This is a genomic window from Olivibacter sp. XZL3 (genome assembly GCF_004368405.1).
Taxonomy (GTDB): domain Bacteria; phylum Bacteroidota; class Bacteroidia; order Sphingobacteriales; family Sphingobacteriaceae; genus Olivibacter.
In genome coordinates, this window is the sequence record NZ_SBJH01000110.1 from 94,708 (window position 1) to 112,621 (window position 17,914).

Annotated in this window: 12 protein-coding genes; 5 read left to right on the forward strand and 7 right to left on the reverse strand. The window is 43.7% G+C overall.

What is annotated here, in order from left to right:
* Positions 1 to 10 precede the first annotated feature (10 nt).
* Positions 11 to 2,971: a TonB-dependent receptor gene (locus tag EPX21_RS20820; RefSeq protein WP_134091586.1), complete on the reverse strand. Its 2,961-nt coding sequence runs from the start codon at positions 2,969 to 2,971 to the stop codon at positions 11 to 13.
* Positions 2,972 to 3,336: 365 nt separating this feature from the next.
* Between EPX21_RS20820 and EPX21_RS20825 the strand changes: the two genes are divergently transcribed.
* Positions 3,337 to 5,604: a TonB-dependent siderophore receptor gene (locus EPX21_RS20825; protein ID WP_134091587.1), complete on the forward strand. Its 2,268-nt coding sequence runs from the start codon at positions 3,337 to 3,339 to the stop codon at positions 5,602 to 5,604.
* Positions 5,605 to 5,657: 53 nt separating this feature from the next.
* On the opposite strand, the gene EPX21_RS20830 is transcribed toward EPX21_RS20825, so the two are convergent.
* Entirely contained in the window at positions 5,658 to 7,175 is a 1,518-nt protein-coding gene (locus EPX21_RS20830; RefSeq protein WP_206106124.1) for an acyl-CoA dehydrogenase family protein, read from the reverse strand.
* Positions 7,176 to 7,286: 111 nt separating this feature from the next.
* Positions 7,287 to 8,153 carry an AraC family transcriptional regulator gene (locus tag EPX21_RS20835; RefSeq protein WP_134091588.1) on the reverse strand — a complete coding sequence of 289 codons (867 nt, stop codon included), beginning with the start codon at positions 8,151 to 8,153 and terminating at the stop codon, positions 7,287 to 7,289.
* Between the two features lie 674 nt (positions 8,154 to 8,827).
* Here EPX21_RS20835 and EPX21_RS20840 point away from each other — a divergent pair.
* Positions 8,828 to 9,202: a hypothetical protein gene (locus EPX21_RS20840; RefSeq protein WP_134091589.1), complete on the forward strand. Its 375-nt coding sequence runs from the start codon at positions 8,828 to 8,830 to the stop codon at positions 9,200 to 9,202.
* Positions 9,203 to 9,283: 81 nt separating this feature from the next.
* Here the strand turns inward: EPX21_RS20840 and EPX21_RS20845 are convergent, their stop codons facing one another.
* Both EPX21_RS20845 and EPX21_RS20850 read right to left on the reverse strand, forming a co-directional pair.
* Complete coding sequence (locus EPX21_RS20845; protein WP_206106126.1) at positions 9,284 to 10,522, reverse strand: RNA polymerase sigma factor; 1,239 nt, start codon at positions 10,520 to 10,522, stop codon at positions 9,284 to 9,286.
* 2 nt (positions 10,523 to 10,524) lie between these two features.
* Positions 10,525 to 10,866, reverse strand: a complete 342-nt coding sequence (locus EPX21_RS20850; protein WP_134091590.1) for a YciI family protein — start codon at positions 10,864 to 10,866, stop codon at positions 10,525 to 10,527.
* A 230-nt stretch (positions 10,867 to 11,096) separates the two neighbouring features.
* Here EPX21_RS20850 and EPX21_RS20855 point away from each other — a divergent pair, with 230 nt between their 5' ends.
* Together EPX21_RS20855 and EPX21_RS20860 are read left to right on the forward strand one after the other, a co-directional pair.
* Complete coding sequence (locus EPX21_RS20855; protein WP_134091591.1) at positions 11,097 to 12,419, forward strand: thioredoxin fold domain-containing protein; 1,323 nt, start codon at positions 11,097 to 11,099, stop codon at positions 12,417 to 12,419.
* 166 nt (positions 12,420 to 12,585) lie between these two features.
* The gene (locus EPX21_RS20860) at positions 12,586 to 13,500 is read left to right on the forward strand and encodes an NAD(P)/FAD-dependent oxidoreductase (protein WP_134091593.1); all 915 of its coding nucleotides are present in this window, start codon (positions 12,586 to 12,588) and stop codon (positions 13,498 to 13,500) included.
* A 161-nt stretch (positions 13,501 to 13,661) separates the two neighbouring features.
* Here the strand turns inward: EPX21_RS20860 and EPX21_RS20865 are convergent, their stop codons facing one another.
* Both EPX21_RS20865 and EPX21_RS20870 read right to left on the reverse strand, forming a co-directional pair.
* Entirely contained in the window at positions 13,662 to 16,061 is a 2,400-nt protein-coding gene (locus EPX21_RS20865; protein ID WP_134091594.1) for an ABC transporter permease, read from the reverse strand.
* A 504-nt stretch (positions 16,062 to 16,565) separates the two neighbouring features.
* A complete protein-coding gene (locus tag EPX21_RS20870; RefSeq protein WP_134091596.1) occupies positions 16,566 to 17,150 on the reverse strand; it encodes a trans-aconitate 2-methyltransferase in 585 nt (194 codons plus the stop codon).
* 449 nt (positions 17,151 to 17,599) lie between these two features.
* On the opposite strand from EPX21_RS20870, the gene EPX21_RS20875 reads away from it, so the two are divergent.
* On the forward strand, positions 17,600 to 17,848 hold the full coding sequence (locus EPX21_RS20875; RefSeq protein ID WP_134091598.1) for an ABC transporter permease: 249 nt from the start codon (positions 17,600 to 17,602) through the stop codon (positions 17,846 to 17,848).
* Positions 17,849 to 17,914: the final 66 nt, after the last annotated feature.

Sequence of the window (17,914 nt, forward strand, 5' to 3'; positions counted from 1 at the left end):
TTTCATCTCTTTAAAAATTAAGGTTAACACCGGCCATAAACGTACGTGGTTGAGGCATACTGTAAAACTCGATACCTTGTGTTAGCGTATTCGAGGCAGTACCTGTTAATTCGGGGTCTAAACCCGTGTAATTCGTTATCGTGAACACGTTCTGTCCAGACACATACACCCTCGCGGTCGACATACCGATCTTCTTGGCAAAAGAAGCAGGCAGGCTATAACCGACAGTGATGTTTTTCAGTCGCATATACGAACCATCTTCCAGGAAACGAGAAGGACGTATATCCGAAGCATAATTATCAGCCGTCATCCGCGGAATCATTGTTATATCACCAGGTTGCTGCCAGCGGTCGAGCTGACTCGTAGAAAAATTAGTGCTTCTGGTTCCTCCATGTTCCTGAAAGAATCGATTCCAATTCAGTTGATCATTTCCATAGGTATATTGCAAGAAAGCGCTCAGATCGAAGCCCTTCCACTTAAAGCTATTGGTAATACCGCCGAAGAAATCGGGGTTGGCCGACCCCACAATACGACGATCATTATTTACATCGAATTCGCCGTCGCCGTTGACGTCTTCGAACTCGATCGCTCCCGTTTGCGGGTTCACCCCTGTTTGCGGGTGTAGGTAAAAAGAGAACATTTCACCTCCCTCTTCATAACGATAGATATCCCGGTTATACACATTGAATGGTGCCGCCAGTTTTAAAATTCTATTCTTATTAGTGGCAATGTTAAAACCTAAATCCCATTTCAACGCGCTGCTAGGCCCTAGAACATCGGCATTAATACCCAGCTCTACGCCTCTATTTCGCATTTCGCCAAAATTTTGAACAAGTTGATCGAAACCTGTCGTACGCGGAATCGATACGGCTAGCAATAAATCTTTGGTATGTTTGTTATAATAATCAATATCGATGTGCATGCGGTCTTTAAACAGGCCAAACTCAATTCCCAGATCCAACTGGTTCGTCGTTTCCCATTTCAGGTTGGGATTGGCCAATTGGGTAGGGGCGATACCCGCCAAATCCGCGTAAGCGCCCCCTCCCCATAGACCCAGTGACTGGAAATCGTTGATGCCGCTCTGATTTCCGGTAACACCGTAACTTCCCCTAAGTTTAACGGTACTTAGGAAACCAAGGTTTTGCATAAACGACTCTTCACTAAGCACCCAACCCAGTCCGACTGACGGAAAGGTGCCCCACTTATTCTCCGAACCAAAGCGGGAAGAACCGTCTCGGCGTAAGTTCATCGTAAACAAATATTTAGATTGGTAGTTGTAGTCGACACGCGAAAAGAAAGAAGCGATGCCATAGCTTGTACTGGTTGAGGAGGAGCGCAGCACAGCAGCAGCTACGATCTCTTGAAAGGCATCGGACGGAAAACCTTGTCCGGTAGATGTTGCCACATCAGTCCGCGACTGCTGAAAGGTCGTTCCTATCAAGGCATTCAGGTTATGCCCGGCAGCAGTAAAACGATAACTCAGCACGTTTTCTTGAATCCAGTTGCTATTATTGGTACCCAGCCTTTGCGCAACGCCTCCCACCGCCGAACCATTATTGGTTTTGGAGTTATCGTATACGCTTTCGGCTACATTGCTATAATCGAAACTGAAATTCGATTTCAATTTCAAATTAGGAATAAACTCATATTCGGCAAACACGGTACCCAAGAATCGATTGGTAAGCATACCAATGGTGGTTTCATTGATCGCCGCGAGTGGATTCTCAAAAGTAGGAATCTTAAAATACGACCCGTCTTCATTATAAATACCATGGTTGGGCGGATAAAAGAAGGTTCCCTCTAAGCCCCCTGAGATATTATCGTCGTTTCGTAGTCGCTTCCGAGAGTTATGGGAATAAAGTATACTCGTTCCCATATTAAGTTTATCGATCGGTGTAAAGTCGAGATTTACCCTGGTTGTTGTTCTGCTAAAATCTGAATTCTTCATGATTCCCTCTTGCAAAAAATTATTACCGGAAATCATATAGCGTACTTTCTCTCCTCCACCGCTGATGGATAGATCGACGTTTCGGAGCTGCCCTGTCCTTAAGATCGGCGAAGCCCAATCGGTATTCAACGCGCTGGCCGGATTACTATAAGGCGCCGGATTTCCGGCATTCTCAGCCACCTCGTTCATCAACATTTCAAAAGAAGGACCATCCACTACTCCTGGCTTCTTGGTGATTTCCTGCCCGCCCATGTAGGCACCGATGTTGATTACAGCCTTCTTGTTCGCTCCCCGCTTAGTCGTAATCAGCACTACGCCGTTGGCCGCCCTTGCACCGTAAATTGCTGTTGCCGAGGCGTCTTTTAACACTTCCATTGACTCGATGTCCGCTGGATTAATATCGGCCATCGGATTCGTAATACCGCCGCCAATGCTTAGGCCTGAAAGGTTGTTTGACTGCATCGGGATTCCGTCAATAATATACAGAGGTTCACTGGACGCATTGATAGATGACGTACCGCGAATACGGACAGAAACGCCCCCTCCGGGTGTACCCGAGTTAGAACTCACCTGTACCCCCGAAGCGCGGCCCTGTAAAAGTTGGTCGCTACTGGATGCCGGAATATTGGCAATTTCCTCTGCTTTAACCTGCGAGATGGCACTGGTAACCGTCCGTCGACTTTGGGCACCTCCGTAACCCGTAATCACCACTTCTTCCATTAAATTCTCTGTAGCATGTAGCTGAACACTTATTTGGCTTTGATTGTCTACGCTTAGCTCTTTTGTTTCATAACCGAGGAATTTGAATACCAGCACTGCGTTTGCTACGTTGGTCTGTAATTGGAACTTGCCATCAGTTCCTGTTTTCGTTCCCTGCGTCGTCCCCTTTATCAGGACGCTCACACCGGACAAGGCGCTATTATCGCCTCCATCGACAACGATTCCTGTAATGGTTTTCATTTGGCCGCGCGCCAGTTGGCCGAATAGCAGCAAGAAGCAGAGGAGAGTTAGTTTCGGTTTCATAAAAAGCATATTAATGTATGGTTAAAAATATTTGCTAGAACCAAAACCAACAACAGTGCGGCAAATATTGTCAGTATTGATTATTTCATAATTTGTACTGCACAATATTAGATATATTTTATTTTTTATCGAAAAATAGTATTAATTCAGTAATTTTTATCAATTTTATTGAAATAAACAACAATATATTCTTTTTTAATCGACAAAAGATTTGTGTTTGTAGTAAAATTTTTCAAAAAAGCACATATACACCATAATATTTATATCATAAACCAAGTATTAAACACATAAAAGCATTTTTTTAAACAAAAATTAACGTCTTTTGCATTGAGAATAACATACAAATTTGCTTTTATAATAAAATTATGAGAATCAAAAACAACATAAACCGAAAAATAGATTGCAAAATCACATTGAATATCATAATAACAGCTATATCACTACTCACCATCGGAAAAAAACCCGTCTTATCCCGTGAGAAGGACGAAAAAACAAATAAAACAGATTCCATTTATTTAGATCCGGTACTCATTGGCGCAACCAGATTGCAACAGCTTGACAAAAACTTACCGATAAAAATCACACGTATTAATCAAAATGACATAAACTTTCTTCAACCACAGACTACGGCCGACCTTTTAGGGCACACAGGCGAGCTACTCATACAAAAAAGCCAGCTTTCTGGAGGAAGTCCCATGATCAGAGGATTTGCAACCAATAGGGTCTTGATCACCGTAGATGATATACGGATGAATACCGCGATTTTCCGAAGCGGAAATTTACAGAACATAATCAGCTTAGACGCGCTGTCAACGCAAGACGTCTCGGTGCTTTTCGGTCCCGGATCAGTGATTTACGGCAGTGATGCGATCGGCGGGGTGATGAATTTCCACACCTTAACCCCCTATTTCAGTGAATCGGGCACTACATTGGCAAAAGGCAATATATTAACCCGCTGGTCTTCCGCCAATCAAGAAAAAACAGGACATATTGATCTCCGACTCGGCTGGCGAAAATGGGCAAGCGTTACCAGTATTACTGCAACCGATTTTGACGACTTAAAAATGGGCAAACACGGCGGCCAACCATCCTACCTTCGGCCAGTATATGTCATCCGTGAAAACCAACAAGATGTGGTTGTACAAAACACCGACCCCTACAAACAAATACCAACCGGTTATCAGCAATTAAACCTGCTGCAAAAAATTTACTATAAGCCCAGCGAAGCCTGGACCCTCCAATATGCATTTCATTATTCCACCAGTTCAGACAACGCGCGATACGATCGGCACCTACGTTACCGAAACGGGTTGCCGCGTTCTGCAGAATGGTATTATGGCCCACAAGAATGGATGATGAACCATCTCGCTCTCGTACATGAGGCACCAAAGGCGCTTTTTGACCGTATGAAGATCAACCTCGCTTATCAATACTTTAAAGAAAGCCGGCATGATCGCGACTTAAATCAAACGAATAAAATTCACAACACCGAAAAGGTACATGCTTATTCCCTCAATGTTGATTTTTATAAATCTCTCGGCACCAAAAACAGTTTAAACTACGGTTTAGAGAGCATCTATAATAAAGTGCGTTCTTTCGGATCGGTTGAAGACATCAGCACCGGGGAAGAAGATAACGGCCCAAGCCGCTATCCTGATGGCTCGTCCTGGACCTCGCAAGCACTTTTTCTGACCCATCAATTTCAGCCAAGCACGCGCTTTGTATTACAATCCGGTTTGCGCTACAACTTTTTCAATATCCGCGGAAAACTAGACCAAAGCTTTTACCCCTTTCCCTTCAGTCAAATAAAGTTGAACGATGGCGCTTTGACAGGAAGCATTGGCTTTGTTTACCTCCCGACCGACTCATGGCAAACCCGGTTTAATGTTTCCACCGGCTTCCGCGCACCGAACATCGATGATATTGGTAAAGTGTTCGAATCCACTCCCGGCGCTGTGGTGGTACCGAATCCGGCGCTGGCCGCAGAGCATGCCACAAATGTCGAGCTGGGAGCCGCAAAGCGTATAGGAAGGCTAGAGGCTGAGCTGACCGGTTATTATACCTACCTCGATCAAGCCATGGTACGGCGCCCCTTTACCCTGAACGGACAAAGCGAGATTGAATATAGCGGAGAGCTCAGTACAGTGGAGGCCATACAGAACGCAGCTTACGCCGATGTTTATGGCGTTACTGCAGGTTTAAAGTATCAACTACCGTTTCACCTACAGCTAAGTAGTCGTTTCACTTACCAGCATGGTAAAGAAGAATTGGATGATGAAACAACGGCTCCGCTCAGACATGTCGGTCCTTCGTGGTTTGGCAATACCCGTTTAAGCTATCAGTACAAAGGCCTTCGTGGAGATTTATACGTGATATACAACGCGTCAGTTCCGTACAAAGACCTTGCTCCTACTGAACGTGAGAAGGATTATATGTATGCTGTAGATGAAGAAGGCAATCCTTTCTCGCCCGCTTGGACAACCTGGAACATCCAAACCTCCTATCAGTTCAATAAAACCTTTGGACTACATGCAGCCTTGGAAAATTTAACAGATCGGATGTACCGCACCTATTCGTCGGGTATCGTTTCAGCAGGAAGAAACCTTGTTTTCAGCCTTCGTGCATCTTTTTAAGAAAGCACTGTACACAGGGACACCATCACACCGGATAAACCCGCTGATGGTGCCTAAACGAAATCCGCCCAAAGGGCACCTTCCTCATAGTCCATCAGCGCTACCGCCCCATTATTGCTAACAAGTTGCCCCATCAGCATATCCACGTCCATACGTACATGTTGACAGGTAATATCAACCAGCTCGCGGTTAAATCCGGCATCCTGCAATACCAACACCATATCAAAACAGATGATCCGGGCGATGATTCTCCCCAGGGTTACCAGATCACGCTTCTTCGGTTGCTCCGGAAAATCGAAATCCAAACTTTTGGCAAAATAAGGTGCAGCATGTGCCGTCAGTGCATAAGTTTTCAAATAGCGCAATAGATTTCGCTCCTTGCGTTTCCGCATGAGCTTAGCCACCGATTCCGCCACTTGTGTGTAGAGCATTTCATTCGAACCTTCAAAAATCTGGAAAGGCCGACTATCCACTACCGCCCTACCCGCTATATGATCTAAGCGATAGCCATTGGCACCCGACAGCTGTAGCGCTATCTGCGCCGATTCGTGCATTAAATCGGTCACCAAAGCCTTTACACTGTTCGCATCAATGCCGTTTCCAGACACATCCTGTTCGATGGAGCTGACCTTCGAGCCGTAAGAACACATCGCCGAGCAGATGGTATAAGCGGCCTGAATGCGCGATAACTGAAACTGCACGGCATCCATTTCACGCAAAGGCAAACCACCAACCTGCCTTGTTTTACAGTGCTGCAAGGACTCATCCAACAATCGTTTAATAAAGCCCATACCCATTCCCGGAAACTGCAGCCTGCTGCGATGTAACATATCCAACATCAATTTGAGTCCTGTACTCTCGGGCAACAGGCGCTGTGCGGCCGGCACTTCCACATCAATATGATTCAGGCCATAAGGAATGGCATAAAGCCCCAAACTATTATAACGTTCTTTTACTTCGATTTGCTGTTCGGCACGACTGTTATCCGTTAAGAAAAAGTCAATATCGCGCACCAGTTCACCCTGCTCATTCTTCCTCCGTGCCGCTACCAGCCAAAAGTCGGCCGCTCCCGTTAGGCCCTGCCAATGCTTCTCTCCCTTAATCCGGTAGCTATTGGCTTGTTCGGTATAATAGCTTTGCATGTTGAGTGCATCACTTCCATAATCCGGCTCGGTAATCATCAGTCCCCCCATCGCCTTGTTCTCCAAAAACTGTTTAAAGATGTCATCCTTTATTCCCACCTGCCCATATTTGGCAAAAGGTTCCAGAAAGAGGGCGATATTAATTCCAAAAATGAGCGAAAGTGATAATGACTCATAAGAAGCCGCCGATAACACGCTTAAGCATTCCTTCACAATTGCGCCGCGCCCTCCATAGCTTTCGGGGATAGCCACCGAAAGCGGCTTCATATCCATAATTTCACTCAAGAAACTGGGCGGCAGGCCCCTATTTAAGCTAAGGGTATTATAGTCGTATTCAGTACGAAACAGGCTTGCTAATTTTTTCCTAAACGAGTTAATAAAGAGATCAAAATTCTGGACCTCACTTGCGGGCAGTTCTATATTCATCATAGTTACATGTTATATTTGCAATCAACTTTCACAAATCTAATTGGCAAAAGCGTAAGAAGCTGTTTGATTCTGTGCAGAGACTAGGACAAATCGTGCATAGACCAAAATTAGCTACATGGCCTTCAGGCGATAGGCCGTAGGCGACACACCCACCAGCTTTTTAAAAACACGCGAGAAGTAAGATGGATCCGGAAAATCGAGCTCATAGCAAATATCGGAAACACTTTTACTCGATTCGGCCAACATCAGCTGTGCGTGCATCACCAACACTTCCAAAACGAGTTGTTTGGATGATTTATTATAAACCGCCGATACACATCTGTTTAAATAGTTCGCCGATATAGCGAGTTTGTCCGTATAGAAACCGATATGCTTGTGTTCCCGGCAATGCTTATGCACCAACTGCCTAAATAGCGTGGCAATCTCTTGCGTCCTGGAAAGCGTATGGTTAGATGCCGAAAGCTTAATAATCTTCAACAACAAAGATTTGAGCAAACTTTCGGCCAATTCTTTATAAGGCTCGGCTGTATGAAGCTCCTCATAAAGCAGCCGAAGGAGTTGATCGAGGCCATCACTTACCGCTGCTGATAAATTAAGGAGCGGAGAGATTGTAAAGATGTTTAGAATCTCTTGCTCCCGAAAGATAGACGTCATGGCACTGTCGTTTATCAACACACAATGCCCTTTAGCCGATTTATCTACCGATTTGATGGCCGAAATATTACCGAAAGGGCTGATGAGTACAGCGGGTGCTTCCACCGTATAGACCTTTGTACCTATCTGATGTTCAAAAGAGCCTTCCGTTATATGGATCAATAAATTATAGCCAAAGAGGATGGGTGGTATGGGGATTTTGAGATAAGGCGCGATATCGCTGAGCCGGAAAACCTTCACCGGCGAACGCTTATAGCGAAGGTGGTCCATATTGCCCACCATAAATCGTGCTACAAATTCATCCGCATTAACCGCTTTTTCCATAGTTATTGCAAACTTAACTAAAAATTCACACATCCTGATCGGAAGCGATTTACTGCACTTGCCCGCAATATATCACAATCATTAAACAATATCGACATTCTCACGCCACTTCATTTAGTGACAAAAAAAAAGACTTCAACCGGGGAGATTGAAGTCTTTTAACTAACCAATTATAAACCTAAATTATGATGACACAAAGATAGTGTAATAAATACACACTTGCAAAATTTTTTATTATTTTTTTTCAAATGCTATCGTTGGCAGGATACTGCCGAGATAAACCCTAGCAAGGTCGTTCAGCTTATTTTTCTCGTAACCGGCTATATTCGCACGCAACAAAACGTTCGGATCAAAATCGAGGCAGCATTACCTGATTTATCACGATTTAAGTAGATGGATCAAATCAATGACGTGGGAATAGATTTAAATCCAAACTCCTGGCAAATATGATTTCAATTTTTTGACATTAACGTCATTATTTCTGAATTATCGTTTTTCCCTCAATAACATTTTAAAAATAGCGCAATAAAACTTATTTTTATTGAAACCGAAATGCCTCATCATATACCCTATCGAAGCCACTTTGGTTGAATTGACGTCATTCGGAAGCCGATTACAGCTATTTGATAAAAGAACAATTAAACTATTCATATTATCCACTTTAATCAAACATTATGTACATTAAAAAATTTACCAAGACTGCATCGTTTATTATTGCCCTATTAGCGGGCAGCACGTTAACGTCTGGAGCACAAGAAATAAACGGCACGTGGTCCGGATTGATCCAGGTCCCGCAAGTCGAACTTCCCTTGGTTTTACATGTAAATGGCGCGGATGGTGCCTATCAAGCGACTGTCGACAGTCCGAAGCAGCAGAAGTTTGGGCTGCCAGTTGACACCTTGACATTTGAAAACGACCAATTGCGTTTTGTTCTCGTGAACCTCCGTTGCGTTTACGAAGGCAAAGTTGTTCAACAAGATTCCATTGAAGGGATATTTACCCAGGCGGGAACCTCAATCCCACTGAATCTCGGGAAAAAAAAGGATTAATACTAAGTAAGGATGTCTTAAGCGATGCTACAACGTTGATTAGCATAATAAAGCCTTCAAGCAGAAAAAAAATTGAAGGCTTTAACTAATCAGACGCTGTAATTCTTTCTCGATCGTCAGTTTTTCCATTTTGGATTTAGTCAATTGTACAGCTCGTCGATAGTGATGAATCGCTTGGTCGGTTTTAATAGGAGCGTATAAATAGCCTAACAAGCCATGGTAATAAGCATTTTCGGTTAACTTTAGTTTTTCGGCTTCGTGGATTCCTTTTTCGTTTCCATAAACTTTTGCAAAAGCAAAGGCCCGGTTTAATGCGGTCATCGGAGCGTACTCAATAAGCATAAGCTGATTATACAACTGTAAAATGTGTTGCCACTTGTTTTCGTCTATAGGTGTTGTATGCCAATAAGCAATACCCGCTTCCAAATGATATTTGGAGACCTCGTTTCCATCAGTAGCCTTTATGAGATAGTAATTGCCTCGCTGAATGAGCGACTGGTCCCATAGATTTCTGTCTTGCGCCTCAAAAAGGATCGTTTCGCCCTTATCGCTTGCCCTTGCCTGCAACCTGGAGCTTTGAAAACACATAAGCGCAAGGAGGGCATACGTTTGAGCAGTATGGGTTAAAGGGTGTTCCGTTAACAGTAAAGTAAGCCTTATGGCTTCCGAACAGAGCTCTTTTCGGATATGCTGGTTATTAGTTTTAGAAAAATAACCTTCATTAAACAGTAGATACAAAGTTTTTAAAACGTTGTCCATTCTTGGGTGGATGTCCGTTTCATTCCCTATGGTTAGTCGAAAATTGTCATTCCGAAGATTGGCTCTTGCTCTAAGTAAGCGCTTTTTTATGGTTTCGGGTTTGGCCAAAAACGCGTTCGCAATTTCTTCTACGCTGAAACCACAAAGAATTTGAAGTGCTAAAGAGATTTGGGATGCGCTTGAATTTGCCGGGTTGCAAACGGCAAAAATCATCGCCAACTGGCTATCAGCTAAAGCAGGGCCATCAAGTTCGAAATCGTACTCGCCTTGAATGTTATCGGCAACAATTTCATTAATGACTTGTCGCTCATACACCGATAAGCGTTTAAAATAATCTTTGGCCCTATTTTTAGCAACCGTATAAAGCCAAGCCGTTGGGTTTTCCGGAACGCCGTTAATGGCCCAATGTTCGGATGCTTTCAGAAAGGTGTCGCTGGCGATATCTTCGGCGATTTCTATATGCTTTAAACCGAAATGACGGCATAAAACAGCCGTCATTTTCGCATATTCCTGTCGGAATAAATGCGGTAAAAGTTCGTGATATGATTGCGCGTCCTTCAAAACTAACCGCGATTTAAAACTTCGCGAACTTCAATGTTCCCGCCGATTTTAAAAATCGGGTTTCCTTTAGCCATTGCTACCGCTTCATCAATGCTTTCCGCTCTTACCACAATATAGCCACTGATAAACTCTTTGATTTCGGTATAAGGCCCATCTGTTACCACGTTGTCTGGCTTTACGGTTTTGGCACTTCCGGTGGCCGGCAGCAATGTATTCCCTTTGTCTACCAGCTTATTCTGTGCAGCAATGCTTCCTAACCAATTCATCCGTTCCTGCATCTGTTCTGGCGACGGCTGGAAGTCCGCAATGTCTTTCAGTCTGAAAATTAATGCAAATTCTTTCATTTTTAGCGTTTTTATTGTTTATCCCATTGACGACTGAAACGGCAAAACGGGGACACCTACCTGTTATTTTTCTTACTACTGTAAGACTTTAGCGCACCCTCAAATATACGCAAATCGCCATCGCGACAAAAAGCGTATACCGATGAGGCAGCGGCAGCGTTGTATTACAAATAAGAAACTGTTATTCAGTTAAATATTGTATATTTAGGCGACCAATTTCGTTAGTGATTATGAAAAAGTTCCTGACTATCACACTCGTAGTCGCATTACCTATATACCTATTCGCCCAAGAAAAGCCCAAAGAAGGGATTCAGTTTTTCGAGGGAAGCTGGACCGCATTACTACAAAAAGCAAAGCAGGAGAACAAACCCATCTTTGTAGACGTATATACCGACTGGTGCCCACCCTGTAAAAGGATGGATCAGGAAGTATTTCCGCTGCCACACGTTAGTGAAGCGTATAATAACGCCTTCATCAATTATAAGCTGGATGCCGAGAAAGAGGAAGGCCCCGCTTTGGTGAAGCAATACAAGATCCACTCTTATCCCACCTACCTTTACTTCGACCCAAATGGCAATTTGTTGCAAAGAATATTGGATTACCAAGAACCGTCCCGCTTTATCGATATCGCACAAGAAGCGCTCGAAAAGAATAAGACCGGGCTATTGTCTGGCCTAGAAAAGCAATACGAACAAAAAAAGAACGATAAGGCCTTCTTAAAACACTATATTGAAGTCAAAAAATCACTGGAATTGGAAACCAGTCCTGCTTTAGATCTATATTTTGAAAGCAGCACACCACAGGAGCGCACGGACAGCGCTACCCAACATTTCTTTATTCAAAATCTTAGTAGCACGCAGGCGAAGGCTTTCCGTTTCATGCAGAACCAATATCCGTTACTAAATACCAAACAAAAGCAGGAGGCTGCGCCCAAGCTGTACGCCGTACTTTTAACGGATATAGAGACTGCCTGTCAACAAGCCGACCCTTCCAGAGTAAAAGACTTATTTCAGCAGGCATCGGTCTTTATCCCTTACATCGCGGAAAAACAAAAAACCTATTTCTATCGATTGCAATTGCATCACGCGCAAAAGACTAAAAATAAAGAGGAAGCCAAGAAAGCGGCTTATGCGTATGTACAACCGTTTCTTTCCATCTCCTTGGACAGTATTCGTGCAGAAGATAAACGGCGTTACGAGAAAATCATGCAGCCTTTCCGTACCGGCGAGCTAGACAGTACACAGGCAGACTTCCAGGAAGAGAAAGCATTTATCGTCAACCAGTACACCGGCGAGATTGTAACCCATCTCTATGAAGCGTCCCATATACTCGATCAGGTTTTAGACCCGGAAGACCCCGCTTTGGCAGATGTGTTGCGTTGGTCGGAACGAATCATCAAAATCCTTCCGAATGATCAATTTCCAAATGCCAAATTATTTGTAGACTTCCACAATCAATTGAAAAAGAAAACCAAAATCGCTCAGACGCAAGCGTCGGAACATCCAAAAAACGAAATTGTGCCAAGTGTTGCAACATCATCTGTGTCTGAATGATCACTAAGCAAAAATCATGACGCATCTCGGTATGGTGCCCGTCAAAAAGTATAGAAAAAATGATATATCGATAAGTGTTTTTTGCTAATTGGCGTTACTTTTAAGTGCAACACAGTTACATTAATAATAAAGATGCATATATTTGTCTACCGAAAAAGTAACGACAATGACAGAACAAAAAATTTTTGACGTGATTATTATAGGCGGCAGTTACGCCGGACTTTCTGCTGCAATGGCTTTGGGGCGTTCCTTAAGGAGCACCTTGGTGATCGATAGCGGTCAACCATGCAACAGGCAGACGCCCCATTCGCATAATTTTTTGACGCAGGACGGGAAACGTCCCGCAGAAATTGCTTTGACGGGCAGACGACAGGTAGAACAATATCCCAGCGTTCAATTTCATGATGGATTGGCTGTGTTGGGAACGCAAAAAAATGGCGGCTTCGAAATTACTGTGGGGTCGGGAGCAAGCTTCTGGGGGAAAAAGCTGCTTTTTGCAAGCGGAATAAAAGATGAAATGCCCGATATTCCTGGCTTTGCTGCCTGTTGGGGTATCTCCGTTGTCCATTGTCCTTATTGCCACGGCTATGAGTTCCGTAACAGGAAGACCGGCTTAATGGCTAATGGCGAACGTGCTCTTCATATGGCTTCCCTGATCCGCAATCTGACGGCCGATCTCACCATTTTCACCAATGGTGATGCCGATTTTACTGACGACCAGTTGCACCGTTTAAAAGCACGGCAAATTGCAATTATCGAACAGCCAGTCAGCGAAATCCTGCATCAGAACGGCCACTTAGACAGTTTGCTTTTACAGGATGGAAACATGCTCGAGCTGGATGCGCTATACGCTTCGGTTCCTTTCGTTCAGCACTGCCCTATTCCCGAATCCTTGGGATGCATTTTAACGGAGCAGGGCCATATTCAGGTCGATCAGCTTCAAAAAACTTCCGTGACAGGTGTCTTCGCTTGTGGCGATAATGTATCGCCGATGCGTTCGGTTGCCAATGCGGTGGCCAGCGGAAATTTTACCGGAGCGATAATCAATAAAGAATTGGTGGAACACACTGACACATTATAAAAACGCCGTCCTCTCTTATACGGCCGCGAAGAGAACGTTGGACAGACATGCTCGTAGGAGGTCACTTCACCGCCATGAAACAGCGCGGTTACTGACCAAGGATATCCTGATTTTTTCAGGCCTTTGTTTTAAAAGAGCCGTAATAGAGCTCAGCTTAAAAGTTACTCATCCCTTAAGCTATTAACGGGATTGGCTATGGCAGCGCGTATCGCATGAAAGGAAACAGTTAAAAAAGCAATCATCACGGCCGTGCTACCCGCAATCATAAAGATCCACCATTCCAGTCGAATATGATAGGCAAATTCCGACAGCCAATGTTTCATACTTATCCAGGCAATTGGCGACGCCAAAATAAAAGCGATAAAAACCAGTCGGAGAAAATCGGCAGTGAGCAAGCGAACAATACCGGTTACCCTGGCCCCAAGTACCTTTCTGATACCAATTTCTTTTTGGCGCTGTAAAGTGCTATAAGCGGTAAGGGCTAACAAACCAAGACAGGAGATAAAAATGGTAAGCAAGGTAAAGGTTAAGAACAGCTTGCCAAACTGGCCTTCTGCTTTATATTGCCGATCAAAATATTCATCGGCAAAAAAGTAATTAAACGGCCTGTTTGGAATGGTCTGTTGCCATTTGTCTTCGATCGCTTTTATGGTAGTCCGAAGGTCTCCACCGGCTATTTTGATCGAAATATAATTGGCAAAAAAACCATCGGCACGCAATTGTAAGCCTAGGGGGCTTATCTCTTGTTGGAGCGACTGAAAATGAAAATCCGCGATGACACCAATAATTGCACCATGAGCACCATTCCCTAACGTATAACGCTTACCTATCGCCTCTTCAGGGCTTTTATAGCCAAGCGATTTCACCATGGTTTCGTTCACCAATAAGGCATGGGCACTATCTGTACGAAAATCTTTGGAGAAATTTCTTCCGGCCAGAACCTTAATGCCATATTGCGGAATAAAATCATAATCAACCATATATTGATCGATCGTTCCGGTTTGCTTATCTCCACTTCTGTTTTCAAACTCACTGTAGAGATTACCATTTTCACCACCCGGCACACTACTGGAAAGTGTGGTAGACGAAACGGCGGGAATATCGGCCAGTGCTTGCTTAAACGCCTCCTGCTTATTGTCGAACCGGGTTTCGACCACCAAGGTCCGCGATTTATCAAACCCCAGCTGTTGCCCGCGCATGTAATTTAATTGCTTATACACCACGATAGTTACGGTAATCAATACAACCGAAACGGTAAATTGCCCAACCACCAAGGCTTTTCGCAACCATAAGCCTCTACCGGCCGATGAAAACCGCCCTTTTAACGTGCCGATCGGGCTAAAGCCCGAAAGCACCAAAGCAGGGTACAGACCGGCCAACAACCCAACAGAAACCGCAACCACAAAAAGTTTAAGGAGATATATCGGCTCATCAAAAATGGATTTTCCGATCACTTTACCGGCCAACTGATTAAACACGGGAAACAGCAATTGCGCCAAACAGGCACTCAACACATAAGCCAACACACTAATAATCAAAGCTTCACCCAAAAACTGCCCCATCAACTGAAAGCGGTGGGCTCCGGCCACTTTTCTTATACCTACTTCCCTCGCCCGTTCTATCGCCCTTGCCGTACTTAAGTTGATAAAGTTAATACCTGCAATAATTAGGAGAAACAGTACCACTGCAGAAAAAATATAGATATTCTGAACATTCCCGGTTCGAAAAGCCTTATTTACCACGCGGTCCGACCGTAAATAGAGATCCTGCAAAGGTTCTAAAAAGAACGAATAAGACATATTGGTTTGCCGGATGTAGGGCGGCAAACGCTCCTTCAAAAACGCAGGGAATTTAGCTGCCAATTGCTGCGCATTAGCGCCATCCTTTACGAGAAGAAAAGAAGTCATACCAAAGTTTCCCCATTCGTCATTTAATGACGTATTGAAAATGGGCTCATAAGTATTCATGGAAACTAAAAGATCACATGATATACTCGAATTACCAGGTATATCTTTCATCACCGCAGTGACCTTTACCGGTTTGCCGTCGGCCATAACATGCAACGTCTGGCCGATCGGGTCCTCTTCACCAAAATATTTTTTGGCCGCCGTTTCAGAAAGTACTAAACTAAACGGCTCTTTCAATGCCGTTGTAGGATTTCCTTTTATTAAGGGGAAACTAAAGACCAAGAAAAAAGAAGAATCGACAAACAACGTATTGGACTCCTGAAACTTCAGATCATCTTTACGTACCAGTAAACTAAAGGGCATTAGGCGGACAAACTGCTCAACCTCGGGAAAATCCTGTGCCAGTTGATAGGCAGGTGCAGCAGGCGTAGCACTTTCATGAATGGTCTCCATTGGAAGTTTCAAATCGGTTGCTAGCCGGTAAATCCGCTTTCCTCGTTCATGAAAGTTGTCATAACTCCATTCAAATTGAATATAGGTGTAGATAAGGAGGCAGGCGCCCATGCCAATAGCAAGTCCTAATATGTTAATGAGGGAGAAAACTTTATTCTTCTTAAAATTTCGCCAAAAAATGGTCAGATATGCTTTGATCATAATACGGTCTATTTAGATAGGATCATCACGACAATAAACCGGCCAGCAACAAAAAGCAGTTTACGCGGTTGTTTTCCATGATTCGACAAAGACAGCTGTCCGAAACCGAACAACGGTTGTACGGTTTCGGACAGCTGCAAATATTTTTGCGTTTCACAATTCGCAAAATTCAAAACGCCAAATGCCATTATAATATGCTTTCTTCTTGTGCAACCCAAGTTGAATAATTAACTTTAATGGTTCTCTCTTGCCCCTTACTTTCCTGCGGCAAACAACGGCGACCGGTGTGGCTAGAGCAGAAACCACTGCCATTACAGCGTTCCAAGAAAAAAGAGGAATACATAGAAAAGAGAACGGATTTTCTACAGCTTTTCTTCATACATGCATAGAAGGCTTAGACTGCCTATCCAAAAAGGGTTCAGTTGACTTGAAATATACCGAGACGGTAAGGGCCTTATTGTATAATGCTCGTACTTAGAAAAGAAAGATAAAAACTGACTTCTGTTAATACTTTTTAACAGCATGATAATAGTGATTATTACGTTCGTCTTCAAACTCGTCTATCAAGGATAATCCGGATGACGTTAATATTTCCCGATATGCCTTTGCTCCAAGTGACACAGACCGTCGCCCCGTCAGCGTGTCTTCCCACTCGGCAACGACCGATGGTGCGGTAAACAAAAATTTACCGCGAATTTGCAAAGCCTTGGCTACCTTTGGTATTAGCGCTTTTTGCACTTCAGCTGACAACAGAAACAGTAATCCCCAAGCAATAATTCCATCAAATTGGCGATTAAAGAAGGTCGATTCTTCCGCCGCTTCGCAGGCAGCGGAAGAATCGGGAAAGTTCTCCTTGAAAGCTTCAATCATAGTAGCGGATGCATCAATGCCATAAACCGTCAGACCTTCGTCTAGCAGGACGTTGGAAATCGGCATACCCGTTCCACAACCCAAGTCCAACACGGTAGATCCTTTAGCAAATGTCTGTGCCCATTTACGCACGGACGATGTACCGATACCGTCGACGGCTTGTCCCCGAACTTCGATGAAAGTTCTCGCTATACTATCATAACCGTTTGATTTGTCCATTGTCTAATCGTTAGCATATTTCGTCTTTTGTTTACATCACATGGTGGCCGATTTATACGTATTATATGGTTTCAACTGCATCACCAAAATTTCGTAAACATACGTAATACTCCACTTCTAAAGCCGCGCCATTAAGGAGCCTTACCATCTGCTTCTGAGTAAATAGCCCAGCGCTATCAAAGTCTCCTAAATTACTTATCTTTCCTAAATAAGTGCTTATCCATATGTATAAATACTTCCTGTTACCTACCTTGATCATATCAATGGTTGATCTTTATGCACAGAACAAGGTTGAAATCGGGGAGGTGTCAATATATTTCCCAAATAAACATTGCCCGTATATGAACGACAGGTGTTCGAATATGAACACTTCTCAAAACAATAAACATGCAACAAACTTATTATAAACAAGTTATAAATTTGGCAACCTTGTTGAGAATTGCCTTAATATGCTGAAGAACTATTTCACTATCGCTTGGCGGAACTTGTGGCGAAACAAAGGATACGCGACCATTAATATTGCGGGTTTATCTATTGGGATGGCTTGCTGTCTATTGATTACCCTATATATTCTCGATGAACTTTCATACGATCAGTACCATGTAAATAAGAACCGAATTTATCGCGTAATCCACGAATGGAAAGGGGTTGAAGGAACAGGTTTTCAAGGACAGGTCTGGGGTAATGTCTTGTCCTGATATAGGTTGACAGTTTATTATTTACAAACTGACAAGCATGATGGCGAAATTACAGAGAATGACCGT